The organism is Buttiauxella ferragutiae (genome assembly GCF_022637515.1).
Lineage (GTDB): Bacteria > Pseudomonadota > Gammaproteobacteria > Enterobacterales > Enterobacteriaceae > Buttiauxella > Buttiauxella ferragutiae.
The window spans coordinates 1,148,691-1,172,002 of record NZ_CP093332.1 but is presented as its reverse complement, the minus strand read 5'-3'; the positions used below and the strand labels follow the sequence as shown (position 1 = coordinate 1,172,002).

14 protein-coding genes and 1 pseudogene are annotated in these 23,312 nt (G+C 53.1%); 7 read left to right on the top strand and 8 right to left on the bottom strand.

Features of this window, described 5'->3' with window-relative positions; all coding sequences use genetic code 11:
* Positions 1–18: 18 nt before the first annotated feature.
* From rplS to ffh, 5 genes and pseudogenes are all read right to left on the bottom strand, one after another.
* On the bottom strand, positions 19–369 hold the full coding sequence (gene rplS / locus MNO13_RS05325; protein WP_034457314.1) for a 50S ribosomal protein L19: 351 nt from the start codon (positions 367–369) through the stop codon (positions 19–21).
* A 40-nt stretch (positions 370–409) separates the two neighbouring features.
* Positions 410–1,178 (bottom strand): annotated as a pseudogene (gene trmD / locus MNO13_RS05320) (tRNA (guanosine(37)-N1)-methyltransferase TrmD).
* Between the two features lie 45 nt (positions 1,179–1,223).
* Entirely contained in the window at positions 1,224–1,772 is a 549-nt protein-coding gene (rimM, locus tag MNO13_RS05315; RefSeq protein WP_064544306.1) for a ribosome maturation factor RimM, read from the bottom strand.
* 18 nt (positions 1,773–1,790) lie between these two features.
* Positions 1,791–2,039, bottom strand: a complete 249-nt coding sequence (gene rpsP / locus MNO13_RS05310; protein WP_034457320.1) for a 30S ribosomal protein S16 — start codon at positions 2,037–2,039, stop codon at positions 1,791–1,793.
* 137 nt (positions 2,040–2,176) lie between these two features.
* The gene (gene ffh, locus MNO13_RS05305; protein ID WP_064544303.1) at positions 2,177–3,538 is read right to left on the bottom strand and encodes a signal recognition particle protein; all 1,362 of its coding nucleotides are present in this window, start codon (positions 3,536–3,538) and stop codon (positions 2,177–2,179) included.
* Between the two features lie 165 nt (positions 3,539–3,703).
* Between ffh and MNO13_RS05300 the strand changes: the two genes are divergently transcribed.
* Both MNO13_RS05300 and MNO13_RS05295 read left to right on the top strand, forming a co-directional pair.
* Positions 3,704–4,492 carry a cytochrome C assembly family protein gene (locus MNO13_RS05300; RefSeq protein WP_064544299.1) on the top strand — a complete coding sequence of 263 codons (789 nt, stop codon included), beginning with the start codon at positions 3,704–3,706 and terminating at the stop codon, positions 4,490–4,492.
* 25 nt (positions 4,493–4,517) lie between these two features.
* Entirely contained in the window at positions 4,518–5,804 is a 1,287-nt protein-coding gene (locus tag MNO13_RS05295) for an HlyC/CorC family transporter (RefSeq protein ID WP_064544296.1), read from the top strand.
* 71 nt (positions 5,805–5,875) lie between these two features.
* On the opposite strand, the gene grpE is transcribed toward MNO13_RS05295, so the two are convergent.
* Positions 5,876–6,460, bottom strand: coding sequence for a nucleotide exchange factor GrpE (grpE, locus tag MNO13_RS05290; protein WP_064544330.1), 585 nt, complete (start codon positions 6,458–6,460; stop codon positions 5,876–5,878).
* Positions 6,461–6,589: 129 nt separating this feature from the next.
* Between grpE and nadK the strand changes: the two genes are divergently transcribed.
* The 3 genes from nadK (at position 6,590) to bamE (ending at position 9,784) form a co-directional block, all read left to right on the top strand.
* A complete protein-coding gene (nadK, locus tag MNO13_RS05285; RefSeq protein ID WP_064544292.1) occupies positions 6,590–7,468 on the top strand; it encodes an NAD(+) kinase in 879 nt (292 codons plus the stop codon).
* An 86-nt stretch (positions 7,469–7,554) separates the two neighbouring features.
* Positions 7,555–9,216, top strand: coding sequence for a DNA repair protein RecN (gene recN / locus MNO13_RS05280; protein ID WP_064544288.1), 1,662 nt, complete (start codon positions 7,555–7,557; stop codon positions 9,214–9,216).
* A gap of 226 nt (positions 9,217–9,442) precedes the next feature.
* The gene (gene bamE, locus MNO13_RS05275; protein ID WP_064544285.1) at positions 9,443–9,784 is read left to right on the top strand and encodes an outer membrane protein assembly factor BamE; all 342 of its coding nucleotides are present in this window, start codon (positions 9,443–9,445) and stop codon (positions 9,782–9,784) included.
* 147 nt (positions 9,785–9,931) lie between these two features.
* On the opposite strand, the gene MNO13_RS05270 is transcribed toward bamE, so the two are convergent.
* Both MNO13_RS05270 and MNO13_RS05265 read right to left on the bottom strand, forming a co-directional pair.
* Entirely contained in the window at positions 9,932–10,222 is a 291-nt protein-coding gene (locus tag MNO13_RS05270; protein ID WP_064544282.1) for an RnfH family protein, read from the bottom strand.
* Positions 10,212–10,649, bottom strand: a complete 438-nt coding sequence (locus MNO13_RS05265; protein WP_064544279.1) for a type II toxin-antitoxin system RatA family toxin — start codon at positions 10,647–10,649, stop codon at positions 10,212–10,214. Before MNO13_RS05265 ends, MNO13_RS05270 begins: the two co-directional genes overlap by 11 nt.
* A 154-nt stretch (positions 10,650–10,803) precedes the next feature.
* Between MNO13_RS05265 and smpB the strand changes: the two genes are divergently transcribed.
* Both smpB and MNO13_RS05255 read left to right on the top strand, forming a co-directional pair.
* Positions 10,804–11,286 carry an SsrA-binding protein SmpB gene (gene smpB / locus MNO13_RS05260; RefSeq protein WP_064544275.1) on the top strand — a complete coding sequence of 161 codons (483 nt, stop codon included), beginning with the start codon at positions 10,804–10,806 and terminating at the stop codon, positions 11,284–11,286.
* 772 nt (positions 11,287–12,058) lie between these two features.
* The gene (locus MNO13_RS05255) at positions 12,059–23,275 is read left to right on the top strand and encodes a BapA/Bap/LapF family large adhesin (RefSeq protein ID WP_241939615.1); all 11,217 of its coding nucleotides are present in this window, start codon (positions 12,059–12,061) and stop codon (positions 23,273–23,275) included.
* The last annotated feature ends 37 nt before the right edge of the window (positions 23,276–23,312 follow it).

Genomic DNA, 23,312 nt, shown 5'->3' with positions numbered 1-23,312 from the left:
TGTCGCGTTAGCGAAATCTTACTTGGTAAGACGCTCTTTGATACGAGCAGATTTACCAGTACGCTCACGCAGGTAGTACAGTTTAGCTTTACGAACGGCACCACGACGTTTAACAGTAATGCTGTCGATTACTGGGGAGTGAGTCTGGAATACACGCTCAACACCTTCGCCGTTGGAAATTTTACGAACAGTGAATGCAGAGTGCAGACCGCGGTTACGGATAGCGATAACCACGCCCTCAAATGCCTGCAGACGTTTTTTAGAACCTTCAACGACCCATACTTTCACTTCCACGGAATCACCCGGACGGAATGAAGGTACATCCTGTTTCATCTGTTCTTGTTCAATTTGCTTAATAATGTTGCTCATAATTTTGTCTCTTATCCTGGGTAAACTGATAATCGGGGGCTTACGCCATCCCATCATGTTTATGTTGCTGTATTTGCGTGTTCACGTTGGAACTCCGCCAGCAACCTTGCTTGCTCTTCAGTCAGAGCCAGGTTTTCCAGAAGTTCAGGTCTTCTAAGCCAGGTACGGCCCAGCGACTGCTTCAGGCGCCAACGTCGAATATCTGCATGGTTTCCCGACAGCAAAACTGGCGGAACCTCCATGCCTTCTAACACTTCAGGACGAGTATAGTGTGGGCAGTCCAGCAATCCATCGGCAAACGAATCTTCGATTGCTGATGCCTGATGTCCCAGAACTCCCGGAATAAACCGTGAAACTGAGTCAATCAATACCATCGCTGGTAACTCACCACCGCTGAGAACGTAATCGCCGATTGACCATTCTTCATCAATTTCGGTTTGGATTACGCGCTCATCTATCCCTTCGTAACGGCCACAAACCAGAATTAACTTCTCATTTGTTGCCAGTTCACAGACGCCTTCTTGATCAAGCTTGCGTCCCTGAGGTGACAGATAGATAACCTTAGCACCTTCCCCCGCCGCTGCTTTCGCTGCGTGGATGGCTTCCCGCAAAGGATTTACCATCATGAGCATACCCGGTCCGCCGCCGTAAGGACGATCGTCCACGGTACGGTGTCGGTCATAAGTGAAGTCACGCGGACTCCAGCTTTGGATGCTCAGCAGGCCATTTTTTACTGCCCGGCCAGTTACCCCGAAGTCGGTAATTGCACGGAACATCTCTGGAAACAGGCTAACTACACCAATAAACACAAGCCAATCCCCATTACGCCGTCTTTTACCGTTAATCCGGAGGTTTTAAAAACCAGGATCCCAATCTACTTCAATGGTTTGAGTAGCGAGATCGACTTTCTTGATAACCTGCCCATCGAGGAACGGAACCAGCCGCTCCTTGATGCCGAACGCATCTTTCAGGTTTGCCTTAATGACCAGAACGTCATTTGAGCCGGTTTCCATCATGTCGATGACTTTACCGAGCTGATATCCTTCAGTAGTGACAACCTGGCAACCCATAAGGTCTTTCCAGTAGTAGTCACCCTCTTCGAGATGAGGCAATTGCGTTGAATCGACGACAATTTCGCAATTGGTCAGAAGATTCGCTGCATCCCGATCGTCAATACCTTTCAGCTTGATGACCAGATCCTGATTGTGGTGCTTCCAGCTTTCCAGCTGTACTTGCTGCCACTGACCCGCCTTCTGGATAAACCAAGGCTGATAGTCAAAAATGCTATCGGCGTCTTCGGTGGAGGAAAACACTCTGAGCCAACCACGGATCCCATAGCAGGAGCCCATTTTGCCCAATACTATTGGGTTAACAGGAGCCTTTGCAGCGATTTGATTGCTCATCATGACCACCGTGACAGATTAAGCTGCTTTTTTTGCTGCTTTGATCAGCGCAGATACGCGATCAGAAACGGTTGCGCCTTGGCCAACCCAATGCTCGATGCGATCCAGATCCAGGCGAGTTGCCTCGTCTTTTTCACCAGCGATAGGGTTGAAGAAACCAACGCGCTCAATGAAGCGACCGTTACGTGCATTACGGCTGTCAGTAACAACAACCTGGTAGAACGGACGCTTTTTAGCGCCGTGACGTGCTAAACGAATAGTTACCATAACATCCTCTTTAGTGAATAAAACACCAGGCCCCATCGAGGGATGGAGCCTAGTGTCATATTAAAAGCCCGAAAATTGTACTCATTCCTGAGCGGAAATCAATTTTTGTTTTACAAGCAAAACAAAAATTACAGAAATTAACGGCCTGGGAAACCTGGCGGCATCATACCTTTCATGCCGCGCATCATTTTCGCCATTCCGCCTTTCTTCATCTTTTTCATCATGCGCTGCATGTCATCGAACTGCTTAAGCAGACGGTTGACGTCCTGCACCTGCATACCCGCACCCATCGCGATACGACGTTTACGTGAACCTTTGATAATCTCTGGCTGCGCACGCTCTTTGAGCGTCATGGAATTAATAATGGCTTCCATACGCACCAGGACTTTGTCGTCCATTTGCGACTTAACGTTATCCGGCAATTGCCCCATACCCGGCAATTTGCTCATCATGCTCGCCATGCCGCCCATGTTTTTCATTTGCTTAAGCTGGTCAAGGAAATCGTTGAGATCAAACCCATCGCCTTTCTTCAGCTTGTTAGCCAGCTTCTCTGCCTGAGCACGGTCAACTTTGCTCTCAATATCTTCGATAAGTGAGAGAACATCGCCCATCCCCAGAATACGCGAAGCAATACGATCCGGGTGGAACGGCTCCAGCGCTTCAGTCTTTTCACCGACACCGAGGAATTTAATCGGCTTGCCAGTGATATGACGAATAGAAAGCGCTGCACCACCACGCGCATCACCGTCGACTTTCGTCAGCACGACGCCCGTCAGTGGTAATGCTTCGTTGAAAGCTTTTGCGGTATTCGCCGCATCCTGGCCCGTCATGGCGTCAACAACAAACAGCGTTTCAACTGGATTAATCGCAGCATGAACCTGCTTGATTTCGTCCATCATTGCTTCGTCAACGTGCAAACGACCAGCGGTATCCACCAGCAGCACGTCAAAGAATTTCAGCTTCGCTTCTTTCAGCGCCGCAGTAACGATATCGACAGGCTTTTGACCCACATCAGACGGGAAGAAATCGACACCGACTTGTTCAGCCAGCGTTTCCAACTGTTTGATCGCCGCCGGGCGATAAACGTCGGCAGACACCACCAGCACTTTCTTCTTGTGCTTCTCACGCAGGAACTTACCTAATTTACCTACGCTTGTGGTTTTACCCGCACCTTGCAAACCCGCCATCAGCACAACGGCTGGCGGCTGTGCAGCAAGATTCAGGCTGGCATTCTCTTCGCCCATCGCGGCAACCAATTCGGCGCGAACGATTTTGACGAACTCCTGGCCTGGGGTCAGACTTTTGTTAACTTCATGACCAACCGCTTTTTCTTTTACGCGGCTGATAAAGTCACGCACCACCGGCAGCGCAACGTCAGCTTCCAGCAATGCCATGCGCACTTCGCGCAATGTTTCTTTCACATTCTCTTCAGTCAGCCGCCCGCGGCCGCTGATATTGCGCAGTGTGCGCGACAGACGGTCAGTTAAATTATCAAACATTGTCTTTTGCCTAACGTGGTAACTTAGGGCCGCAGCTTGCGACACAAAACAGAATTTGGCGGATTATATCATGAAGTCGCCTTCGGTGTGATGCAACGGTTGGAGCAGGCGGCAGGTAACGTTATACTGTTTTTTTCATCTCTGGCTAATTGACCGACACTTTATATGCCTGTTTTCGCAATCCTTGCGCTTGTAGCCTATTCCAGCAGCCTTGCGCTGATCATCCCAAGCCTGCTGACAAAAAACAGCGGATGGCGCCGTTTCGCTATTATATCGGCCATTATCGCGCTTGTATGCCACGGTCTGGCGCTTGAAGCTCGTATTTTTGCCGCCGACGGCGGTCAAAACCTGAGCCTGCTCAACGTCGGCTCATTAGTCAGTTTGATGATCTGCACCGTGATGACGATTGTGGCATCGCGAAATCGCGGCTGGCTGCTGTTACCGATTGTTTACGCTTTCGCCTTAATCAATCTGGCGCTGGCAACCTTTATGCCCAACGAATTCATCACGCATCTGGAAACAACTCCGGGGATGATGGTGCATATCGGTTTGTCACTCTTTGCCTATGCCACGCTGATTATTGCCGCACTTTACGCGCTGCAACTGGCCTGGATTGACTATCAGCTCAAAAATAAAAAACTCGCCTTCCGTGCTGAAATGCCGCCGTTGATGAGCATTGAGCGCAAAATGTTTCACATCACTCAAGTCGGCGTAGTACTGCTGACGTTAACCCTTTGCACCGGCCTGTTTTATCTGAAAAATCTTTTCAGCCTGGAAAATGTCGACAAAGCGGTCTTGTCGATTCTCGCATGGTTTGTCTACATCGTTTTACTGTGGGGACACTATCATGAGGGGTGGCGCGGCCGCCGTGTGGTGTGGTTTAACGTCGCGGGTGCAGCGATTCTGACCCTCGCCTATTTTGGTAGCCGCGTCCTGCAACAATTCGTCGGCTAATGTTGTCTTTATAAAGGAAATCCTTTTGGAACAGATCTCAACGACTACGTTGATTGTCACATTGATCATCATGGTAGTCGTTTCAGCGTACTTCTCCGGCTCTGAAACCGGCATGATGACGCTTAACCGTTACAAGCTGCGCCACCTCGCCAAACAGGGCAACCGCGCCGCTAAACGGGTCGAAAAACTGCTTCGCAAACCAGACCGCCTGATAAGTCTGGTCCTCATCGGTAATAACCTGGTCAATATTCTGGCCTCAGCCATCGGCACCATCGTCGGCATGCGTTTGTACGGTGATGCGGGTGTTGCCATCGCCACCGGTATCCTCACTTTCGTGGTACTGGTGTTCGCTGAAGTGCTGCCAAAAACCATTGCCGCGCTGTATCCGGAAAAGGTTGCCTTCCCGAGCAGCTTCCTGCTTGGCCCGTTGCAAATACTGATGATGCCCCTGGTGTGGTTACTGAACATCATCACGCGTATGTTGATGCGTCTGATGGGTATCAAAAACGTCAGCACCGTGAGTAGCGCGTTAAACAAAGACGAATTGCGTACCCTGGTGCATGAGTCACACACGAAAATTTCCCGTCGCAACCAGGATATGTTGCTCTCGGTTCTGGATCTCGAAAAAATGAGCGTCGACGACATCATGGTGCCGAGAAATGAAATCGTCGGTATCGATATCAATGACGACTGGAAATCTATCGTCCGCCAACTCACCCACTCGCCGCATGGCCGCATTGTGTTGTATCGCGATACTCTGGACAATGCCATGAGCATGCTGCGCGTGCGTGAAGCCTATCGCTTGATGACTGAAAAGCAAGAGTTCACCAAAGAAACGCTGCTTCGTGCCGCTGATGAAATTTACTTCGTGCCGGAAGGAACGCCGCTTAGCGTTCAACTGGTGAAATTCCAGCGTAACAAGAAGAAAGTCGGCCTGGTCGTAGATGAATACGGTGATATTCAAGGGCTGGTAACGGTGGAAGATATTCTTGAAGAGATTGTCGGTGACTTCACGACATCGATGTCTCCAACACTGGCTGAAGAAGTGATGCCACAAAACGATGGCTCAGTGATTATTGAAGGCAGCGCCAACGTGCGCGAAATCAACAAAGCTTTCAACTGGACATTGCCAGAAGACGAAGCCCGTACCGTAAACGGTATGCTGCTTGAAGAACTGCAAGAGATCCCAGCTATCGATACGCGAGTGCGTCTAAGCCACTACGACATTGATATTCTCGATGTACAAGACAACATGATTAAGCAAGTGCGCGTCACCCCTGTCACTCCGCTTCGCGAGAGTGTTCAAGAGTAAATCGCCTTTCTAGCAGGCACAAAAAAGCCAGCCGCAAAGGCTGGCTTTTTATTTCAAGCGATTAAAACAAATTACGCTTTTGCTTTAGCCACAGAAACCATCGCAGCACGCAGTGTGCGACCGTTCAGGGTGTAACCCTTTTGCATCACCATCAGCACGTGGTTTGGCGCCACATCTTCAGACTCAACCATGGCAATGGCCTGATGCACATCCGGGTTGAACGGCACATTAGTTTCGCCAACCACTTCCACACCAAATTTACGCACCACATCCAGCATCGATTTCTGAGTTAATTCGATGCCTTCAATCATGGCGGCTAAATCGGTGTTGGACTTGTCTACCACTTCCAAAGCACGGTCAAGGCTGTCGATAACCGGCAGCAGCTCGTTGACAAATTTGTCCAGAGCAAACTTGTGCGCTTTCTCAATATCAAGCTCAGTACGGCGACGGAGGTTTTCCATATCCGCTTTATTGCGTAACGCCAGTTCACGCTCGCGCTGCTGAATTTCTTCCAGTTGCGCAGTCAAATCGGCAATTTTTTCATCGCGCGGATCAACCACTTCGGCACCCTCTACGGCCTCGACTTCTTCGTGGCTTTCCATTGCAATTTCGTCCGAGACTTGCTCGTCTGGTGTTTTCTGATCTTTACTACTCATGAATTTCTCCGCGTTTTTAGCATTCATCTCGCTGGTTCGCTTATTATGGGGATCAGTTTCCGGGATTCAAGGGAACGTGACATATTGTCATAAACGACTGCATCACTGCGCATAAGGACCATCAGCATAATGAACAAACATTTCAACTGCATTGGTATCGTCGGGCACCCACGTCACCCTACAGCCCTAACCACGCATGAAATGCTGTATCGCTGGCTCTGCACCAAAGGCTACGACGTTATTGTCGAGCAGCAAATTGCCCAGGAACTTAACCTCAAAAACGTAAAAACCGGTACCCTGGCGGAAATAGGCCAACAGGCCGATCTCGCGGTTGTGGTCGGTGGTGACGGCAATATGCTAGGCGCTGCCCGCGTTCTTGCTCGTTATGATATCAAAGTCATCGGCATCAACCGCGGTAATCTCGGTTTTCTTACCGACCTTGACCCAGACAACGCGCAGCAACAACTCGCCGATGTGCTCGAAGGGCACTACATTGCCGAGCGCCGTTTCTTGCTCGAAGCCCAGGTTTGCCAGCAAGATACGCCGACTCGCCTGAGTACCGCGATTAACGAGGTGGTGCTGCACCCCGGCAAAGTCGCGCACATGATTGAATTCGAAGTCTATATCGATGAAATTTTTGCGTTCTCGCAACGTTCCGATGGGCTGATTATTTCAACACCAACGGGTTCTACCGCCTATTCCCTCTCGGCTGGCGGCCCCATTCTTACCCCATCGCTTGATGCCATCACGCTGGTGCCAATGTTCCCGCACACGCTTTCTGCACGCCCATTGGTCATCAACAGCAGCAGCACAATACGCCTGCGTTTTTCACATATGCGTAGCGACCTGGAAATCAGTTGTGATAGCCAAATAGCGCTACCTATTCAGGAAGGCGAAGACGTGCTGATCCGCCGTTGTGACTATCATCTCAATCTCATTCACCCCAAAGATTACAGCTATTTCAATACATTGAGCTCTAAACTCGGCTGGTCGAAAAAATTGTTCTAAAAAGTGCCCCAGGCTCTTTACTGTATATAAAACCAGTTTATACTGTATGAAAACACAGTCATGTCTTTTCATACAGGAAAGCAATTATGCTGGCACAACTCACCATCAGTAACTTCGCTATCGTTCGTGAACTGGAAATTGATTTTCACCACGGTATGACCGCCATTACCGGTGAGACAGGGGCCGGTAAATCTATCGCGATTGATGCCTTAGGTCTGTGTCTCGGTGGTCGTGCTGAAGCCGACATGGTGCGTCAGGGTGCCAGCCGGGCTGACCTCTGCGCCCGCTTCTCCCTGAAAGACACGCCTGCCGCCCTGCGCTGGCTGGAAGAAAATCAACTTGATGACGGACGTGAATGTTTACTGCGTCGCGTCATTAGCAGCGATGGCCGTTCACGAGGCTTCATCAACGGCACGGCGGTTCCTCTTTCTCAGTTGCGTGACCTCGGCCAGATGCTGATTCAAATTCACGGCCAGCATGCCCACCAGCTTTTGTTAAAACCAGAACATCAAAAATACCTGCTTGACGGTTATGCGGGTGAATCTGCACTTCTCGCCAAAATGGCAACAAGCTACCGCGAATGGCATCAAAGCTGCCGAACTCTTGCGCAGCATCAGCAACAGGCTCAAGAACGTGCCGCGCGCACTGAATTGCTTCAGTACCAACTGAAAGAGCTCAATGAGTTTTCTCCAATTGCGGGCGAGTTTGAACAAATTGATGAAGAGTACAAACGGCTGGCAAACAGCGGGCAACTGATCTCTGTCAGCCAGCAAGCACTGGCGATCCTTGCGGATGGTGAAGACAACAACCTGCAAAGCCAGCTGTATAGCGCACGTCATTTAATGGAAGAACTGGCCGGGATGGATAGCAAACTGTCTGGTGTGTTAACGATGCTGGAAGAGGCAACTATTCAAGTTTCTGAAGCCAGCGATGAACTGCGCCATTATTGCGACCGTCTGGATCTTGACCCTAACCGTTTGTATGAACTGGAACAACGTATCTCCAGGCAAATATCACTGGCGCGTAAACATCATATTTCGCCGGAAGAACTGCCATTGTTCCATCAACAGCTGCTCGAAGAACTGCAACAGCTTGATGAGCAGGCCAGCTCCCAGGATGAACTGATGCAGGCAGTGGCTGTCCATCACCAGCAAGCGCTGAACATCGCGCAAGAATTGCATCAGCGTCGTGCACATTATGCGGCGGAACTTTGCGAGTTGATTACCGCAAGCATGCATTCGTTATCAATGCCTCACGGCAAGCTAGCTATTGACGTGGAATTTAATGAAAACCATCTGACCGCTGAAGGTGCAGACCGTATTGATTTCCGCGTCAGTACCAACCCAGGCCAACCCTTGCAGCCGCTGGCAAAAGTGGCCTCCGGCGGCGAGCTTTCACGTATTGCACTGGCGATTCAGGTCATCACCGCACGTAAAATGGAAACCCCGGCTCTCATCTTCGATGAAGTGGATGTCGGGATCAGTGGCCCAACAGCGGCGGTGGTCGGCAAATTATTACGTCAGTTAGGCGAGTCCACTCAGGTTATGTGTGTCACGCACCTGCCACAGGTCGCAGGTTGTGGGCATCATCACTTCTTTGTCAGCAAAGAAACCGATGGCGAAATGACAGAAACACATATGCAACCGCTGGATAAACGCTCACGCCTGCAAGAATTGGCTCGTTTGCTTGGTGGCAGCGAAGTCACACGCAACACATTGGCCAACGCAAAAGAGTTGCTGGCGGCTTAACGGCAACGATTTGATATACACAACCCGGTAGTTGTTGTGCGCGCTGTTCAAAAAACAATCACTCAGCTAGCATATTGTTAATTGAACAGGTTTTAAGCCAACTTTTTTGCTGTACCAGGGTCAGAGTTAAGCGCCTTAATGTTTTAAACTGCGTAAAGGTTTATTATCATCGGCATATTATGAATGAGCCATGTGCTGCTCGGGCCCGAAAAGGAATCAAATCACTATGCGCTGTAAAACGCTGACTGCTGCCGCAGCGGTTCTTCTTATGCTGACCGCAGGCTGTTCCACTCTGGAGCGAGTGGTTTACCGCCCCGACATTAACCAGGGGAACTACCTGACACAAAACGACGTGTCAAAGATTCGTACTGGCATGACTCAACAGCAAGTTGCGTATGCTCTGGGTACGCCAATGATGACTGATCCATTTGGTACAAGTACCTGGTTCTATGTCTTCCGTCAGCAACCAGGCCATGAGAAAGTGACTCAGCAAACGTTGACGCTGACTTTCAACAGCAGCGGTGTGTTGACCAACATCGACAACAAGCCGAAGCTGGTAAACGAATAACCAATAAAAAAGGTGCCGATATGGGCACCTCAGATTGCTGACAAGGTCACTAAACAGGTGTTGTAGGGTGGATAAGCGCTAGCATCATCCACCATTTTCGCCAGTTTTGTCATCAGTCTCAGGTGCCTGATTGGCACCTTTTTTTGGCTACTTCTGAGCGGATTTCTCAGCTCGCTGGCGTCGAAGCTCTTTCGGGTCAGCAATCAGAGGCCGATAAATTTCTACCCGATCCCCCTCATTAACCGTATCGGTCAATTTCACCGGGCGGCTAAAAATCCCTACCTTATTCTTCGCAAGATCAATATCCGTGCGCAGTTCAAGAATACCTGACGCGTAAATCACCTGCTCAACAGTCGCACCTTCTGCAACTCTAACCTTGAGCAAGTACTGCTTTTCAGGCAATGCGTAAACGACTTCAACAGCGATATCAGGCGACACTGTAGACCTCTTTGGCTCGTACGGTAAACGCCTGAACCATATTCCCGGCCAACTCTTTGAAGATACGGCCAAACGCCAGCTCGATAAGCTTATTGGTAAACTCAAAATCGAGCTGGAACTCAATACGGCAAGCTTCTGCACTCAGCGGCGTAAACTTCCAGCCGCCCATCAATGACTTGAATGGCCCATCGACAAGATGCATCAAAATACTTTGATTATCGGTAAGGGAGTTACGCGTGGTAAACGTTTTGCTGATCCCCGCTTTGGAAACATCTACCGCCGCCGTCATCTGATTATGCGACGCGTCAAGAATCCGGCTGCCAGTGCAACCCGGTAAAAAATCAGGGTAGGATTTCACATCGTTAACTAATTGATACATCTGCTCCGCGCTGTAAGGCACTAGCGCAGTACGGGTAATCTGAGGCATAGCATTTCCTGAGAGTCACAAAACGGGCAAATAATAACATTTATCACTCTGCAAAGAAAAACTCTTAGCCCAGAGCCGTGCTAAGATATGCCTTCATCCTCGCAGCGAAGCGGGGTGTATTTGAACTCCTGGATTACTTATACTGAGCAGCACTATGACAAAGAAAAAAGCATACAAACCAGGTTCAGCCACCATTGCGCAAAACAAACGCGCCCGCCATGAATACTTTATCGAAGATGAGTTTGAAGCGGGACTCGTGCTGCAAGGCTGGGAAGTAAAATCTCTGCGTGCCGGGAAGGCCAACATCGGTGACAGCTACGTCATACTGGTAGATGGCGAAGCATTTTTGTTTGGCGCCAACTTTACTCCGTTAAACGTGGCCTCAAGCCATGTGGTCTGCGACCCAACACGTACCCGTAAACTCCTGCTTAACCAACGTGAGCTTGATAACCTTTACGGGCGTATTAACCGTGATGGTTACACCGTTGTCGCCCTGTCGATGTACTGGAAAAATGCCTGGTGCAAAGTGAAAATCGGCGTGGCGAAAGGTAAGAAGCAGCACGACAAGCGCAACGATTTAAAAGACAAAGAGTGGGCGGTAGATAAAGCACGTATTATGAAGCACGCGGGTCGTTAATACGGTTTTAAAAAACAGTATTAGTCCTTCTTCCGGGGGGCTAATACTGAGAAGTTATCTTCCCCCTACCCTAAATATTATTTATTACCAAAACAAAATTTATTAATCCGCATAACTCATTCCATCAAGTCATCTTCTATAAAATATAATCCCCCAATTGATTAAAACTGTGCTAGTCGACTAACAAGCGGAAAGGATAAATTACCCTTTATATTCACCGCATGAATACATACTAACAAAAGTTAAATTTTTAGTGTCCACCCTGGCTTCACCGCAGTAAGGCAGATGATTATCACGACGGTATTTTGTTAACTCTGGATTAAGTTTAAAGTGAACCAATCGATAATAACTTAAATAAAACCGCCATCAATCACAAAACAAAGCAAATAAATATCAATGCATTACCAATAAAAATACCACTTTATAGTCATAACTAAAACTCATACAATGCGCACATAACTCCTGAAAAAAACTTACGTTCCTCTCTTATGCACTTCATTTGCGCTTTTATCCAATCCTGTCTATATCTTCAATACCCCCTTATGAAAATGATAAGAAAGTATGAATCTTATATTCATATAAATTAATGCTTCAGTAACCAACAAATTTTTCATCAATAACATTAGCCATCATTATTTTGATGCCTGGATTCGTTCGTCTTAAATTTTATAAATAGTTGAGATCGTTTTAACACTTTATTCAGGGGAATGATTTGCGTGCGTAAGCGCGACTGAAGACTACACCCACGTTCACACAGAATGGAGTGATAACAATGCGTTCAATATCAATCATCTCAAAGCTGACTGGCGTAACGAATAAAGTAGAAGCGTCTGAAATTACGCTGAACTCCCCTTCCATTGTTGAACTCAAAGCTGAACGCTCTGATATCGCCAGTATCGTGCGCTCCAGCCACGATATGATCATTACCCTGCACGATGGCGAAGTGATTACCGTAAAAAACTTTTACGCCTTCGCCGACCAGGGTGGCAACCAATTAGTGCTCGAAGACGACCAGGGCGCATTGTGGTGGGTACAAGATACCGACTCCGCATTTCACTTCGAGCATATCAATAATATTGATGAGCTGATGGCGGCTACAGGTGCAGAATCACATGATGGGGGAGCCATTTGGCCGTGGATTTTGGGTGGCGTCGCCGTCGCTGGCGGTATTGCTCTGGCCGCCGGTGGTGGCGGAGGTGGAGGCGGCGGAGGTGACGATAATAACTCGAACAACGGTGGCGGCAATCCCAACTCGCCGAACCAGCCCTCTAACGGTAATGACACCACGCCGCCCGCAGCCCCAACAAATCTGAGCGTCTCGGCAGATGGTAAAACCATAACCGGAAACGCAGAAGCTGGCAGCACCGTGACAATTACCGATGCCAACGGCCAGGTGATCGGAACCGGCACTGCCGACAGTAATGGCAATTTTTCGATTCCGCTCACAAATCCGCAAATTAGTGGCGAAGAGTTAACGGCACATGCCACCGACCCCGCCGGGAATACTGGCCCTGATAGCAGCGTGACCGCGCCTAATATTCCGTTACCGGACGCACCGACACTCACCAACGTGGTGGATGACGTCACTCCGGGATTCGGCACCATTGCCAATAATAGCCCTACTACGCCAACCAATGACAACACCCCAACACTTCTGGGCGCGGGTCAGCCAGGAACCACCGTTCATATTTATGACAATGGAACCGAAATTGGCACCGCAGTGGTTGATGCCAACGGAGGCTGGAACTTTACCCCCGCCAACGCGTTAACCGATGGTTCTCACAGTTTTACCGTCACTACCATTAATGCCAAAGGTGAAAGTGCGCATTCGGATACCTATACCGTCACTATCGACACGGTTGCCCCTGACGCGCCTGAATTAGAGCAGTTGCAGGATAATGTCGGCAAGCTGACCGGCATTATCAGCAGCGGTACCTACACCGATGAAACCAGACCGGGATTAAACGGAACCGGCGAAGTGGGCGACACCGTTACCATTTATGATAACGGCATCCAGGTTGGGCAAGCCACCGTTGGCGAAGACGGAAAATGGAGCTTTACCCCTGACCAACCGCTGGCCGACGGTAGCCACCAAATCATCGTGGTACAAACCGATGCTGCGGGGAACGTCAGTTCCGCCACCACCAGCCCAATCTTTATTGTCGACCATACGCCACCTGCCGCTGCCGTCATTGAGAATGTCAGCCTCGACGGCACCACCGTTTCTGGCACCGCCGAACCCGGAACCACCATTACCATCACGGCTGCCGATGGGTCTGAACTCGGCCATGCCGATGTCGACAGCGACGGTAATTTTACTGTTGGGATCACCCCTGCGCAGACTCACGGTGAAACGCTGACAGCACACATTGAGGATCAAGCCGGTAACGTTGGCCCGGATACACCGTTTACGGCATCGACCTCCCAGTACCCAACCGTGCCAGTGCTGGATTCTGTGGACGACAATGCTGGCGCCACTATGGGACTTCTAAGTAACGGCCAGGCCACCGACGACACCACACCAACCCTGAGCGGCACGGCTGAAGCGGGAAGTACCGTTAAAATCTTCAGCAACGGTTTGCTGTTTGATAGCGTTGTCGCTGACGGCACCGGCCACTGGACCTATACCCCATCCGCGCTGGCAGACGGTCCGCAAGAATTCACCTTTACCGCCACCAACCTGTACGGCACTAGCGGCACCTCGGCAGTCTTTACCGTCAATGTCGATACCACCCCGCCCGCAGCACCGGGTGATTTACTGGTTTCACAAGACGGCCTGCATGTCACCGGCAGCGCGGAAGCGGGCAGTGAAATCATCGTCACCGACAGTAGCGGTAACGTTCTGGGAACGGGCATCACAGGCGCTGACGGGAGGTTTGATGTTTCACCGTTAACCTCAGCACAAACCAACGGCGAACCCTTACTGGTTTCAGCGACAGACAGCGCAGACAACAAAAGTGACAACAGCACCGTCTTTGCACAAGACAGCACCCCTCCTGGGGCACCGACCAATGTGGACATCAACGATGAGGGGTCAGTGGTGACCGGTGACGCCGAGCCAGGCAGCACGGTTAATGTCACTGACAGCGACGGCACCCCACTGGGGACTGGAACAGCAGGTTCAGACGGTAGTTTTAGTATTCCGATATTCCCGCCGCAAACGGCTGGCGAAAAACTGGAAGTTTCTGCGACAGATAACGCTGGAAACACCGGGCCAGAAACACCGATTACCGCACCTGACACCACCGCGCCGGATGCTCCGGTGATTAGCGCCGTGGTGGATGATGTCCCCCTTTACACGACCGATCATCTCAGCGACGGACAAACCACCAACGACGATAAGCCACAACTCACAGGCACCGCCGAAGCTGGCGCAACGGTGAAAATTTATGACAACGCTACGCTGTTAAATAGCGTCACTGCCGATGAGCACGGAAACTGGAGTTATACCCCAACCACCGCACTCGCACAGGGCCTGCATAACCTGACCGTCACCGCCACCGATGCCAAAGGCAACGTCAGCCCTGAAGCGGCATTTTCGCTCACCGTTGATTCCATTGCTCCGCAAGCGCCAACCATTACGCTGGTCAGCGATGACTTCGCCCCCGTCAGCGGTTCGGTGCCAAACAATGGTTTCACCAACGACAGGACGCCAACGATCAGCGGTACCGGCGAACCCGGATCTGTCGTCACTTTGTTCGATGGCGCCACCGCGCTGACCACCTTTACGGTCGGTGTATCGGGTACCTGGAGTTATACACCGTCAACGTTGATCGACAGCACCCACCGCTTCACGGTGAGCGCCACAGACACGGCGGGCAACATCACCGCGCCTTCCGCCGAATATGTCATCACCATCGACATTACCGTTCCGTCTGCACCCACCATTGACGGCGCAGTAGATAATGTCGGAACGGTTACCGCAACGCTTGCCAACAACTCGGCGACCGACGATACCCTGCCGCAATTTAATGGCTCCGGCCCGGCTGGCAGCACCGTGACGCTGTACGATGGCCCTACCGCTATCGGCTCTATCGTGGTGGGCGGCGATGGTAAATGGAGCATTATCCCGACACAACCACTGAGCGAAGGGCCACATACCATAACGGCTGTGGCGACCGATGCCGCAGGCAACGCCAGCCCAGCCGCCAGTTTTAACCTGACGGTCGATACCACACCGCCTGTTGCGCCATCCATTACCAACGCGCAAGGGGAAGTGGGCGGAATCCCTGCGACAGTCACCAACGGTGGCAGCACGCAAAACGGCACGCCAACCCTTACCGGTTCCGGCGAAGTCGGGGCGACAATCAAAATTTATGATAATGGCGGCAGCACACCGATTGGTTCGGTGACGGTTCCCGCTGGCGGCATATGGACATTTACCCCTTCTCCGGCGCTCGCTGAAGGCCCTCACTCGCTGACTGCCGTGGCGACCGATCCCGCGGGTAACGTTGGCTTGCCTTCCGCAGGCTTTACGCTGAACGTCGACTCAACGCCACCAGCCGCACCAGGCACACCAACGGTCACCGATGATCATGCTCCGGTGGTTGGCACCGTCAGCAATGGTGGCAGCACCAACGACACCACGCCAACGTTCTCTGGCACTGGCGGCACAGCTGGCGATAAAATTGAAGTGTTCAACGGCAGCACAAAACTCGGCGAAACCACGGTACGGGCAGACGGCAGCTGGAGCTTTACTCCGACCACGCCGCTGACTGAACAGATTTACAACGTGACCGTCAAAGAAACGGATGCGGCAGGGAACGTCAGCCCGCCTTCTGCGGCTATTACCTTTACGGTCGACACCACCGCTTCTGCTGCACCGGTTATCGTCAATGCCGACGATAACGTAGGTGCGGTACAACAACCGCTGTTCAACAACGCGGTCACCGATGACAACACCCCAACCTTCCACGGCACCGGTGCGAATGGCGACATCATCACGCTGTACAACGGCACCACGGTGCTGGGTAGCACAACGGTTGTTGGCACAAACTGGACTATCACCCTAACGAGCCCACTGCCGAACGGCGCACTGGAGATTACCGCCACCGCAACCGATGCAGCGGGCAACCTCAGCCCATTGTCAGCAATCTTTAATCTGACTGTCGATAACACGCCGCTCACCGCTCCGGTCGTGACGGAGATTGCCGATGACGTGGGTGTGATTACCACTTCGCTGGTCAATGGCAGCTATACCGACGATACCTCCCCAGTCTTCAGCGGTACAGGTAAACCAGGTAGCACCATTACTGTTTTAGATAACGGTACACCGGTGGTGACTTCCCCCCCTATTGTTACTGTTGCTCCGGATGGTACATGGAGCTTCACGACAACACTCCCGACGGGTGTAAGCGACCACACATTCACCTTTAGTGCCAGCGATGCCACAGGAAATACCGCCGTATCACCAAATCCAATTACGTTGCATGTTGATACGCTGCCACCTGATTCTCCGCTGGTAAGTTCAGCAGATCCGAATGGCACACTGGTAAACGGGACGGCGGAACCCGGCAGCACGGTGATTATCAGGGATGCCAATACCCATGCAGTATTGGGCAGAGGCCTGGCTGATTCCACAACCGGAACCTTCTCCGTCACAATTTCGCCTGCGCAAACCACCGCTGAAGAACTGGAGGCAATTGCTCAGGATGCCGCTGGCAATCAGAGTGGCCCGACTGGCTTCATTGCCGCAGATACGAATGTTCCGCATCCGCCGACAATTGAAGTTTTGGATGACGTAGCGCCGGTCACCGGCAGAGTCGACAGCGGTGCCAGCACCAACGATAACCTGCCAACACTTAGCGGCGTGGCTGAAGACGGTGCCATGATCACCCTCTATATTGACGGTATTGCCCAGACTCCGTTCGCGGCAGGAACCGGGGGAGCCTGGAGTTACCAGTTCACTACACCGCTGGCAGATGGCCCGCATACTTTTGCCGTCAGCCAGAGTGTTGGCGGTGTGTCCAGCGGCCAGACGCCGAATTTCAACATTACCGTTGATACCACGTTACCCACAGCTCCCGCCATCACCTCCGTCACCGACGATGTCGCTCCGGTAACGGGCATCATCACCAGCGGGCAGGCCACGAACGATCAGCGCCCTACCTTTACCGGCACTGGCGAAGTAGGTTCGACGATCACGATTCTTGAAGGCACCACGACACTCGGCACCGCAACCGTCACCGCTGACGGTACCTGGACATTCACGCCACCAACCAATCTGGCTGAGGGTCCGCACACCATCACCGTCACCGCAACCGATGCTGTCGGAAACGTCAGCGCTCCACCTGCCAGTTTCTCGCTGATTGTTGATACCAGCGTCGCGGCGGCACCGGTTATTACGTCAGTGGTTGACGACACCAGCACGCCAGGCCCGGTGGTTTCCGGCCAGCCGACTAACGACAACACGCCAACCTTCAACGGCACCGCCGACCCGAACTCGACGCTAACCATCAGCGAAAACGGCACGGTTATCGGCACCGTTCCGGTTAATGGCGCGGGGAACTGGACGTTCACGCCAGCCACGCCGCTGGCCGATGGCAGCCACAATCTGACGCTCGTCACTACCGATGCGGCAGGCAACGTCAGCCCGCCAGCCACCTTTACTGCGGTGGTGGATACCGCTGCTCCTGTAGTGCCAGCCATAACTTTGGTGGTCGATGACCAGACTCAGCCGGTGACTAACCTGACCAACGGCCAGCTCACCAAAGACACGCAGCCAACCCTCAGCGGCACCAGTGAAGCCAATGCCACGATCAATGTTTATTCTGGCACCACGCTTCTTGGCACAACAACAGCCACAGGCACCGGTACATGGTCATTCACGCCGGACGTCGGTCATCAGTTACTCCAGGGCAACAATACCCTGACGGTCAAAGCCACCGACGCCGCCGGGAATATCAGTAACTCGTCAGCAGCCTTCAGCGTAGTTGTGGATTCTGTCGCCCCAACCGCGCCAGCCATTTTGACCGTCACCGACAACACCGCGCCAAATATTGGGCCAATTACCAGCGGCCAGCCGACCAACGAAACGCGCCCTGCTATCACCGGTTCCGGCGAAGTCGGTTCGACGATCACGGTATATGACGGCATAACGCCGCTGGGTACGGCAACCGTGGGGGCTGGCGGCACCTGGAGCTTTACACCCCCTTCAGCACTGCCAGGCGGTTCGCACAACCTGACCGTTACCGCTACCGATCCGGCAGGTAACGTCAGCGCACCATCCGCAGCGTTTAACGTGGTGATCGACACCACAGCGCCTGTTGCGCCAGCTATTACCACCGTCGCGGACGATGCAGGGACAGTCACCGGTAATTTAACCAACGGGCAAGTGACGGACGATACCAGTCCACAAATCAACGGCACGGTAGAAGCCGGATCGACCGTCAATATCTACGACAACGGCACGTTGATTGGCACCGCAATCGTCACTGGTGGTACATGGAGTTTCACGCCACCAGCAGGGTCACCGCTCGCCAACGGCAATCACGCGTTTACGGTGACCGCGACAGACTCCGCGGGCAACGTCAGCCCGGCTTCAGGGGCGTTCAATATTGTCGTGGATACCGCCGTTCCCACCGCACCGATCGTCATCCAGGCAACTGATGATGTCGGCCCGGTGACTGGCGCGTTGGTGAATGGGCAGTCGACCAACGACAACCAACCATTACTGAGCGGCACCGCAGAAGCCAACTCCACGGTTAAGGTTTACGACGATGGCATCCTGCTCGGTACCACCACCGCCAGCGCGGAAGGGATCTGGAGCCTGGCACCCCCTAATCCGCTACCCGATCGCACCCATGTTTTCACCGCCACCTCAACCGATGCAGCGGGCAACGTCGGGGCGATTTCGGGAAGCTTTACACTGACTATCGACACGGTGCTGCCAATCACGCCCGTGCTCACCTCCGTGGTGGACGACGTGGCAGGCGGCGTGAACGGCTCACTCAGCAACGGACAAATCACCAACGACGCACGCCCAACGCTGAACGGCACCGGCGAACCAGGCAGCACCCTCGCTATCTTTGATGGAGCGATACAAATTGGCACGGTGACCGTTCCGGCAAGTGGCACCTGGACATTTACCCCAGCCACACCGCTGGCTACCGGCGCGCATACCTTCACCCTCACCGCCACCGACGCGGCGGGTAACGTCACCACCCCAACTCCGGGCTTTACCATCACGCTGGATACCAGCGCGCCAAACGCGCCGCTGATCACCACGGTTATTGACGATGTCGGCACCGTGACCGGCCCGGTTGCCAACAACCAGACCACCAACGACACGCTGCCAACGCTTAACGGCACAGCAGAAGCGGGTGCTACGGTGGCGATTTACGATAACGGCAACCTGGTCACCAGCGTCACTGCCGACGGTAGCGGCAACTGGACTTACCCACTGACCACCGCGCTGACCGAAGGCAACCACACCTTCACCGTGACGGCCACCGATCTGGCAGGCAATACCAGCGCCAACTCGCTGCCAGCGGTGATTATTGTCGATACCACGCCGCCTGCCGCACCAACTGGCATGGTGGTCAACGCCACCGGGACAACCGTCACGGGGAATGCCGAAGCGGGCAGCACCGTCACCATATCCAGCGGCGGAACGGTTCTTGGCAGCGCCACGGCGGATGGTAACGGTAAGTTCAGCGTGACGATAACGCCCGCGCAAACCAACGGCGAATCCCTACAAGCTGCGGCGATGGATAGCGCGGGTAACCTGGGTGCATCGGCTGGATTTGCTGCGCCAAACACTGCATTACCAGGCGTGCCGGTGATTACCACAGTGTTGGATAATTTCGCTCCCGTTACCGGAACGGTTAACAACGGGCAAAGCACCAACGATGCCACTCCGACCATTAACGGCACGGCAGACATCGGTGCAACCGTCAGTATCTACAACAATGGCGTGTTGATGGGCAGCGTGGTGGCGACGGACGGCACCTGGAGCTACACGCCATCTGCGCTCACCGAAGGTTCACACGCCTTCACCGCTACCGCCACCAACCCGAATGGCACCGGCAGCCCGTCAACGGCACTCACCGTGATCGTTGATACCATCGCCCCACTGACACCAACCGCGACCATCAGTGCAGACGGCACCACCATCAGCGGTTCGGCGGAAGCCAACAGCACGGTGAACATTACCTTGCCGGGCGGCACCGTTGTCACCACCACCGCTAACGGCAGCGGAAGCTACACCCTGACACTGCCAACGCGCGAAATTGGCGGCGAGCAGTTATCCGTCACCGCCACCGATGCGGCAGGCAACACCTCGCCATCGGTCACTGCAACCGCACCGACTCTGCCACTGGCCGCCGATGACAACGTGGTCAACCTGGCGCTGACCAGCAGCGCCGTCGTTTCACCGCCAGAGCATTACAGCGATTACGGCGTGCTGTTGGTCGGGGCGCTGGGCGACACAGTACAGGTGCTCGGCAACGATACCGCGCAAGTAGGCTTTACGGTTAACGCGGGCGGCACTGCCAATATCACGATTGATGCCGCCGCTACAGGTGTGGTACTGACACTGCTCAACACGATGGAAGTGGTGATTCAGCAATTTGTCGGCGGAGCCTGGACTACGGTAATCGATTCGCGACTGCCACAGTTTGCCAACCTGCTAACGCTGGGTGCCAGCGGCGTTACACTGAATGTCACCGGGCTGGAAGAAGGCACTTATCGGGTGCTGAGCTACAACACCAGCCTGCTGGCGACCGGCTCTTTCACCAGCCTTGATGTCAGTATTGAACAAATCAGTGGCGGGACAGTCAGCGGGGAAACGACCCATCCGGGGAACGTGATCACCGATATTGATCCGAACAGCGGCCAGGACACCGCGCCGACAGGCACTGTTGTGACATCGGTGACCAACTCGCAGGGCGTCACCACCCAGATTGGCGCAGGCGGTGCGGATATCACAGGTGAATACGGCACGCTGCATATCAACCAGGACGGAAGTTACACCTACACCCTAACGGACACCTCAGCCTCGGTACTTGGCAGCACCGAAAACTTCACTTACACCATCACCCATAATGGCGTTAGTGATTCGGCGCAGTTGGTGGTGACACTCGGCAACCCAACGCCTGCCAGCACAGTGACCGCCACCGATAACACGGCGGCGCTGACCTACAACACCGATGTGGAAGCGGTAGACCACGGGGCTTCACAGCAAAGTGGTTTCTCGGTGCTTAGCGTCGGAGTGGGAAATGTGCTGAGCCTCAGCGCGTTAGCCAATATGGCGAACCCGATACTCTTTGATGTCGATGAAGGTTCAACGCGTACCATGACGTTGCAGGCGAGCGTTGGCGGGGTCGCGTTACTCTCCACCTTCGATCTCTATGTCTACAAGTTCAACGATGTGACTCAGCAGTATGAGCAATATCGGGTGGTCAATACCTGGCTTACCGCACCATTGCTGGGCGGCACCTCATCGCAATTAACCCTGACGCTGCCAGGTGGCGAGTATCTGTTCTTGCTCAAAAATGCCAGCGGTGTGGCGGCGCTAACCGGCTATACGCTGAATATTCTGCAAGACCATACTTATGCGGTGGAGAGCGTCACAGCCAGTACCAGCGGCAATGTGATGAATGATGATATTCATCCGGTAGATAGCCACATTACTCAGGTGAATGGCGTCGCCATTGCGGGAACAGGCACCACCACCATTATTGGTGAATACGGCACGCTGACCATTGATGCGGCAGGTAACTACACCTACAAACTGAACAGCGGCCTGGGCGCGGACAGCATCAAAACGCCTGACAGCTTTGTTTACACCATCACCGCACCAAACGGTGATACCGACACCGCCTCGCTGAATGTCACTGCCACGCCGCATACCGTGGATGCGTTTGATGACAGCAGCACTGTGATGGCGGTGAACACCGCGCAAAATACGGCGGTTTATTCGGATACCAGCGTGGGGTCGGCATCGTGGACAACCCTGGTAATCCCGTCATCAGGAAGCGGCAACGGGACTTTTGCGGTTGGCGCTAACGAAGTTCTGCATAACCCAGTTTTACATTTTACGGTGCAATCATTGCTTTCTTTGGGTGGCTTGAACGTTGACTGGAACATCACTAACAGCTCAGGCACCGTGGTAAGAAACGGTTCATTCAGCGGTGGCATATTGTTAGGCGGCGTGGCGAATATTGATTTGGCAGGGCTGGATCTGCAATCGGGTACCTACACGTTAAATTACACTGGGCGAGTCGGTGTTCTTGGTGCCGGACAAATCACCATCACGCCAACTATCACCGGTACCACCATTGATCTGGACAGCTATTCAACGCTTGCCGGTAACACGGTTCACGGCAATATCTACGACGGTACGGAAGCCTCAGGCGCCGCCGATCAGCTCGGTACCGTTCACACCCTACTGAGTATTACCGGCTTCAACGGCACGACGACCACGCTTGATCCGCTAACCAGTAGCAATTCAACCGCCACGATTCAGGGGCATTACGGAACGCTGGTGATGGGGATTGATGGTGCGTACACCTACACCCTCAATAGCGGGCTTTCTCCGGCGTCGATGACCACCAAAGAGACCTTCACCTACACGCTAAATGACCAGAATGGCCATAGCGACAGCGCCACGTTAACCATCAATATGAGCCCGCAATTCGTCAGCACCGCGCAAAGCGATGTGATTACCGGCTCGGCTTATGGCGACACGCTGATTTATCACCTGTTGACCAGCGCAAGTGCGACCGGCGGCAACAGTGCCGATACCTGGCACAACTTCTCGGCGGCACAAGGCGACACGATCAACGTTCACGATCTGCTGACCGGCTGGAATGGGCAGGCCGCCACACTGGGCAATTACCTCAACGTCACCACCAGCGGCAATAACACCGTTATTTCCATTGATCGCGACGGCACAGGCGGCACCTACAACTCAACCACGCTCGTCACCCTGGAGAACACGCACGTCACGCTCGATGAACTGGTACAGCAGCACCACATTATTACCTAAAAAAGTGGTGGATGACGCTAGCGCTTACCCCCGACAC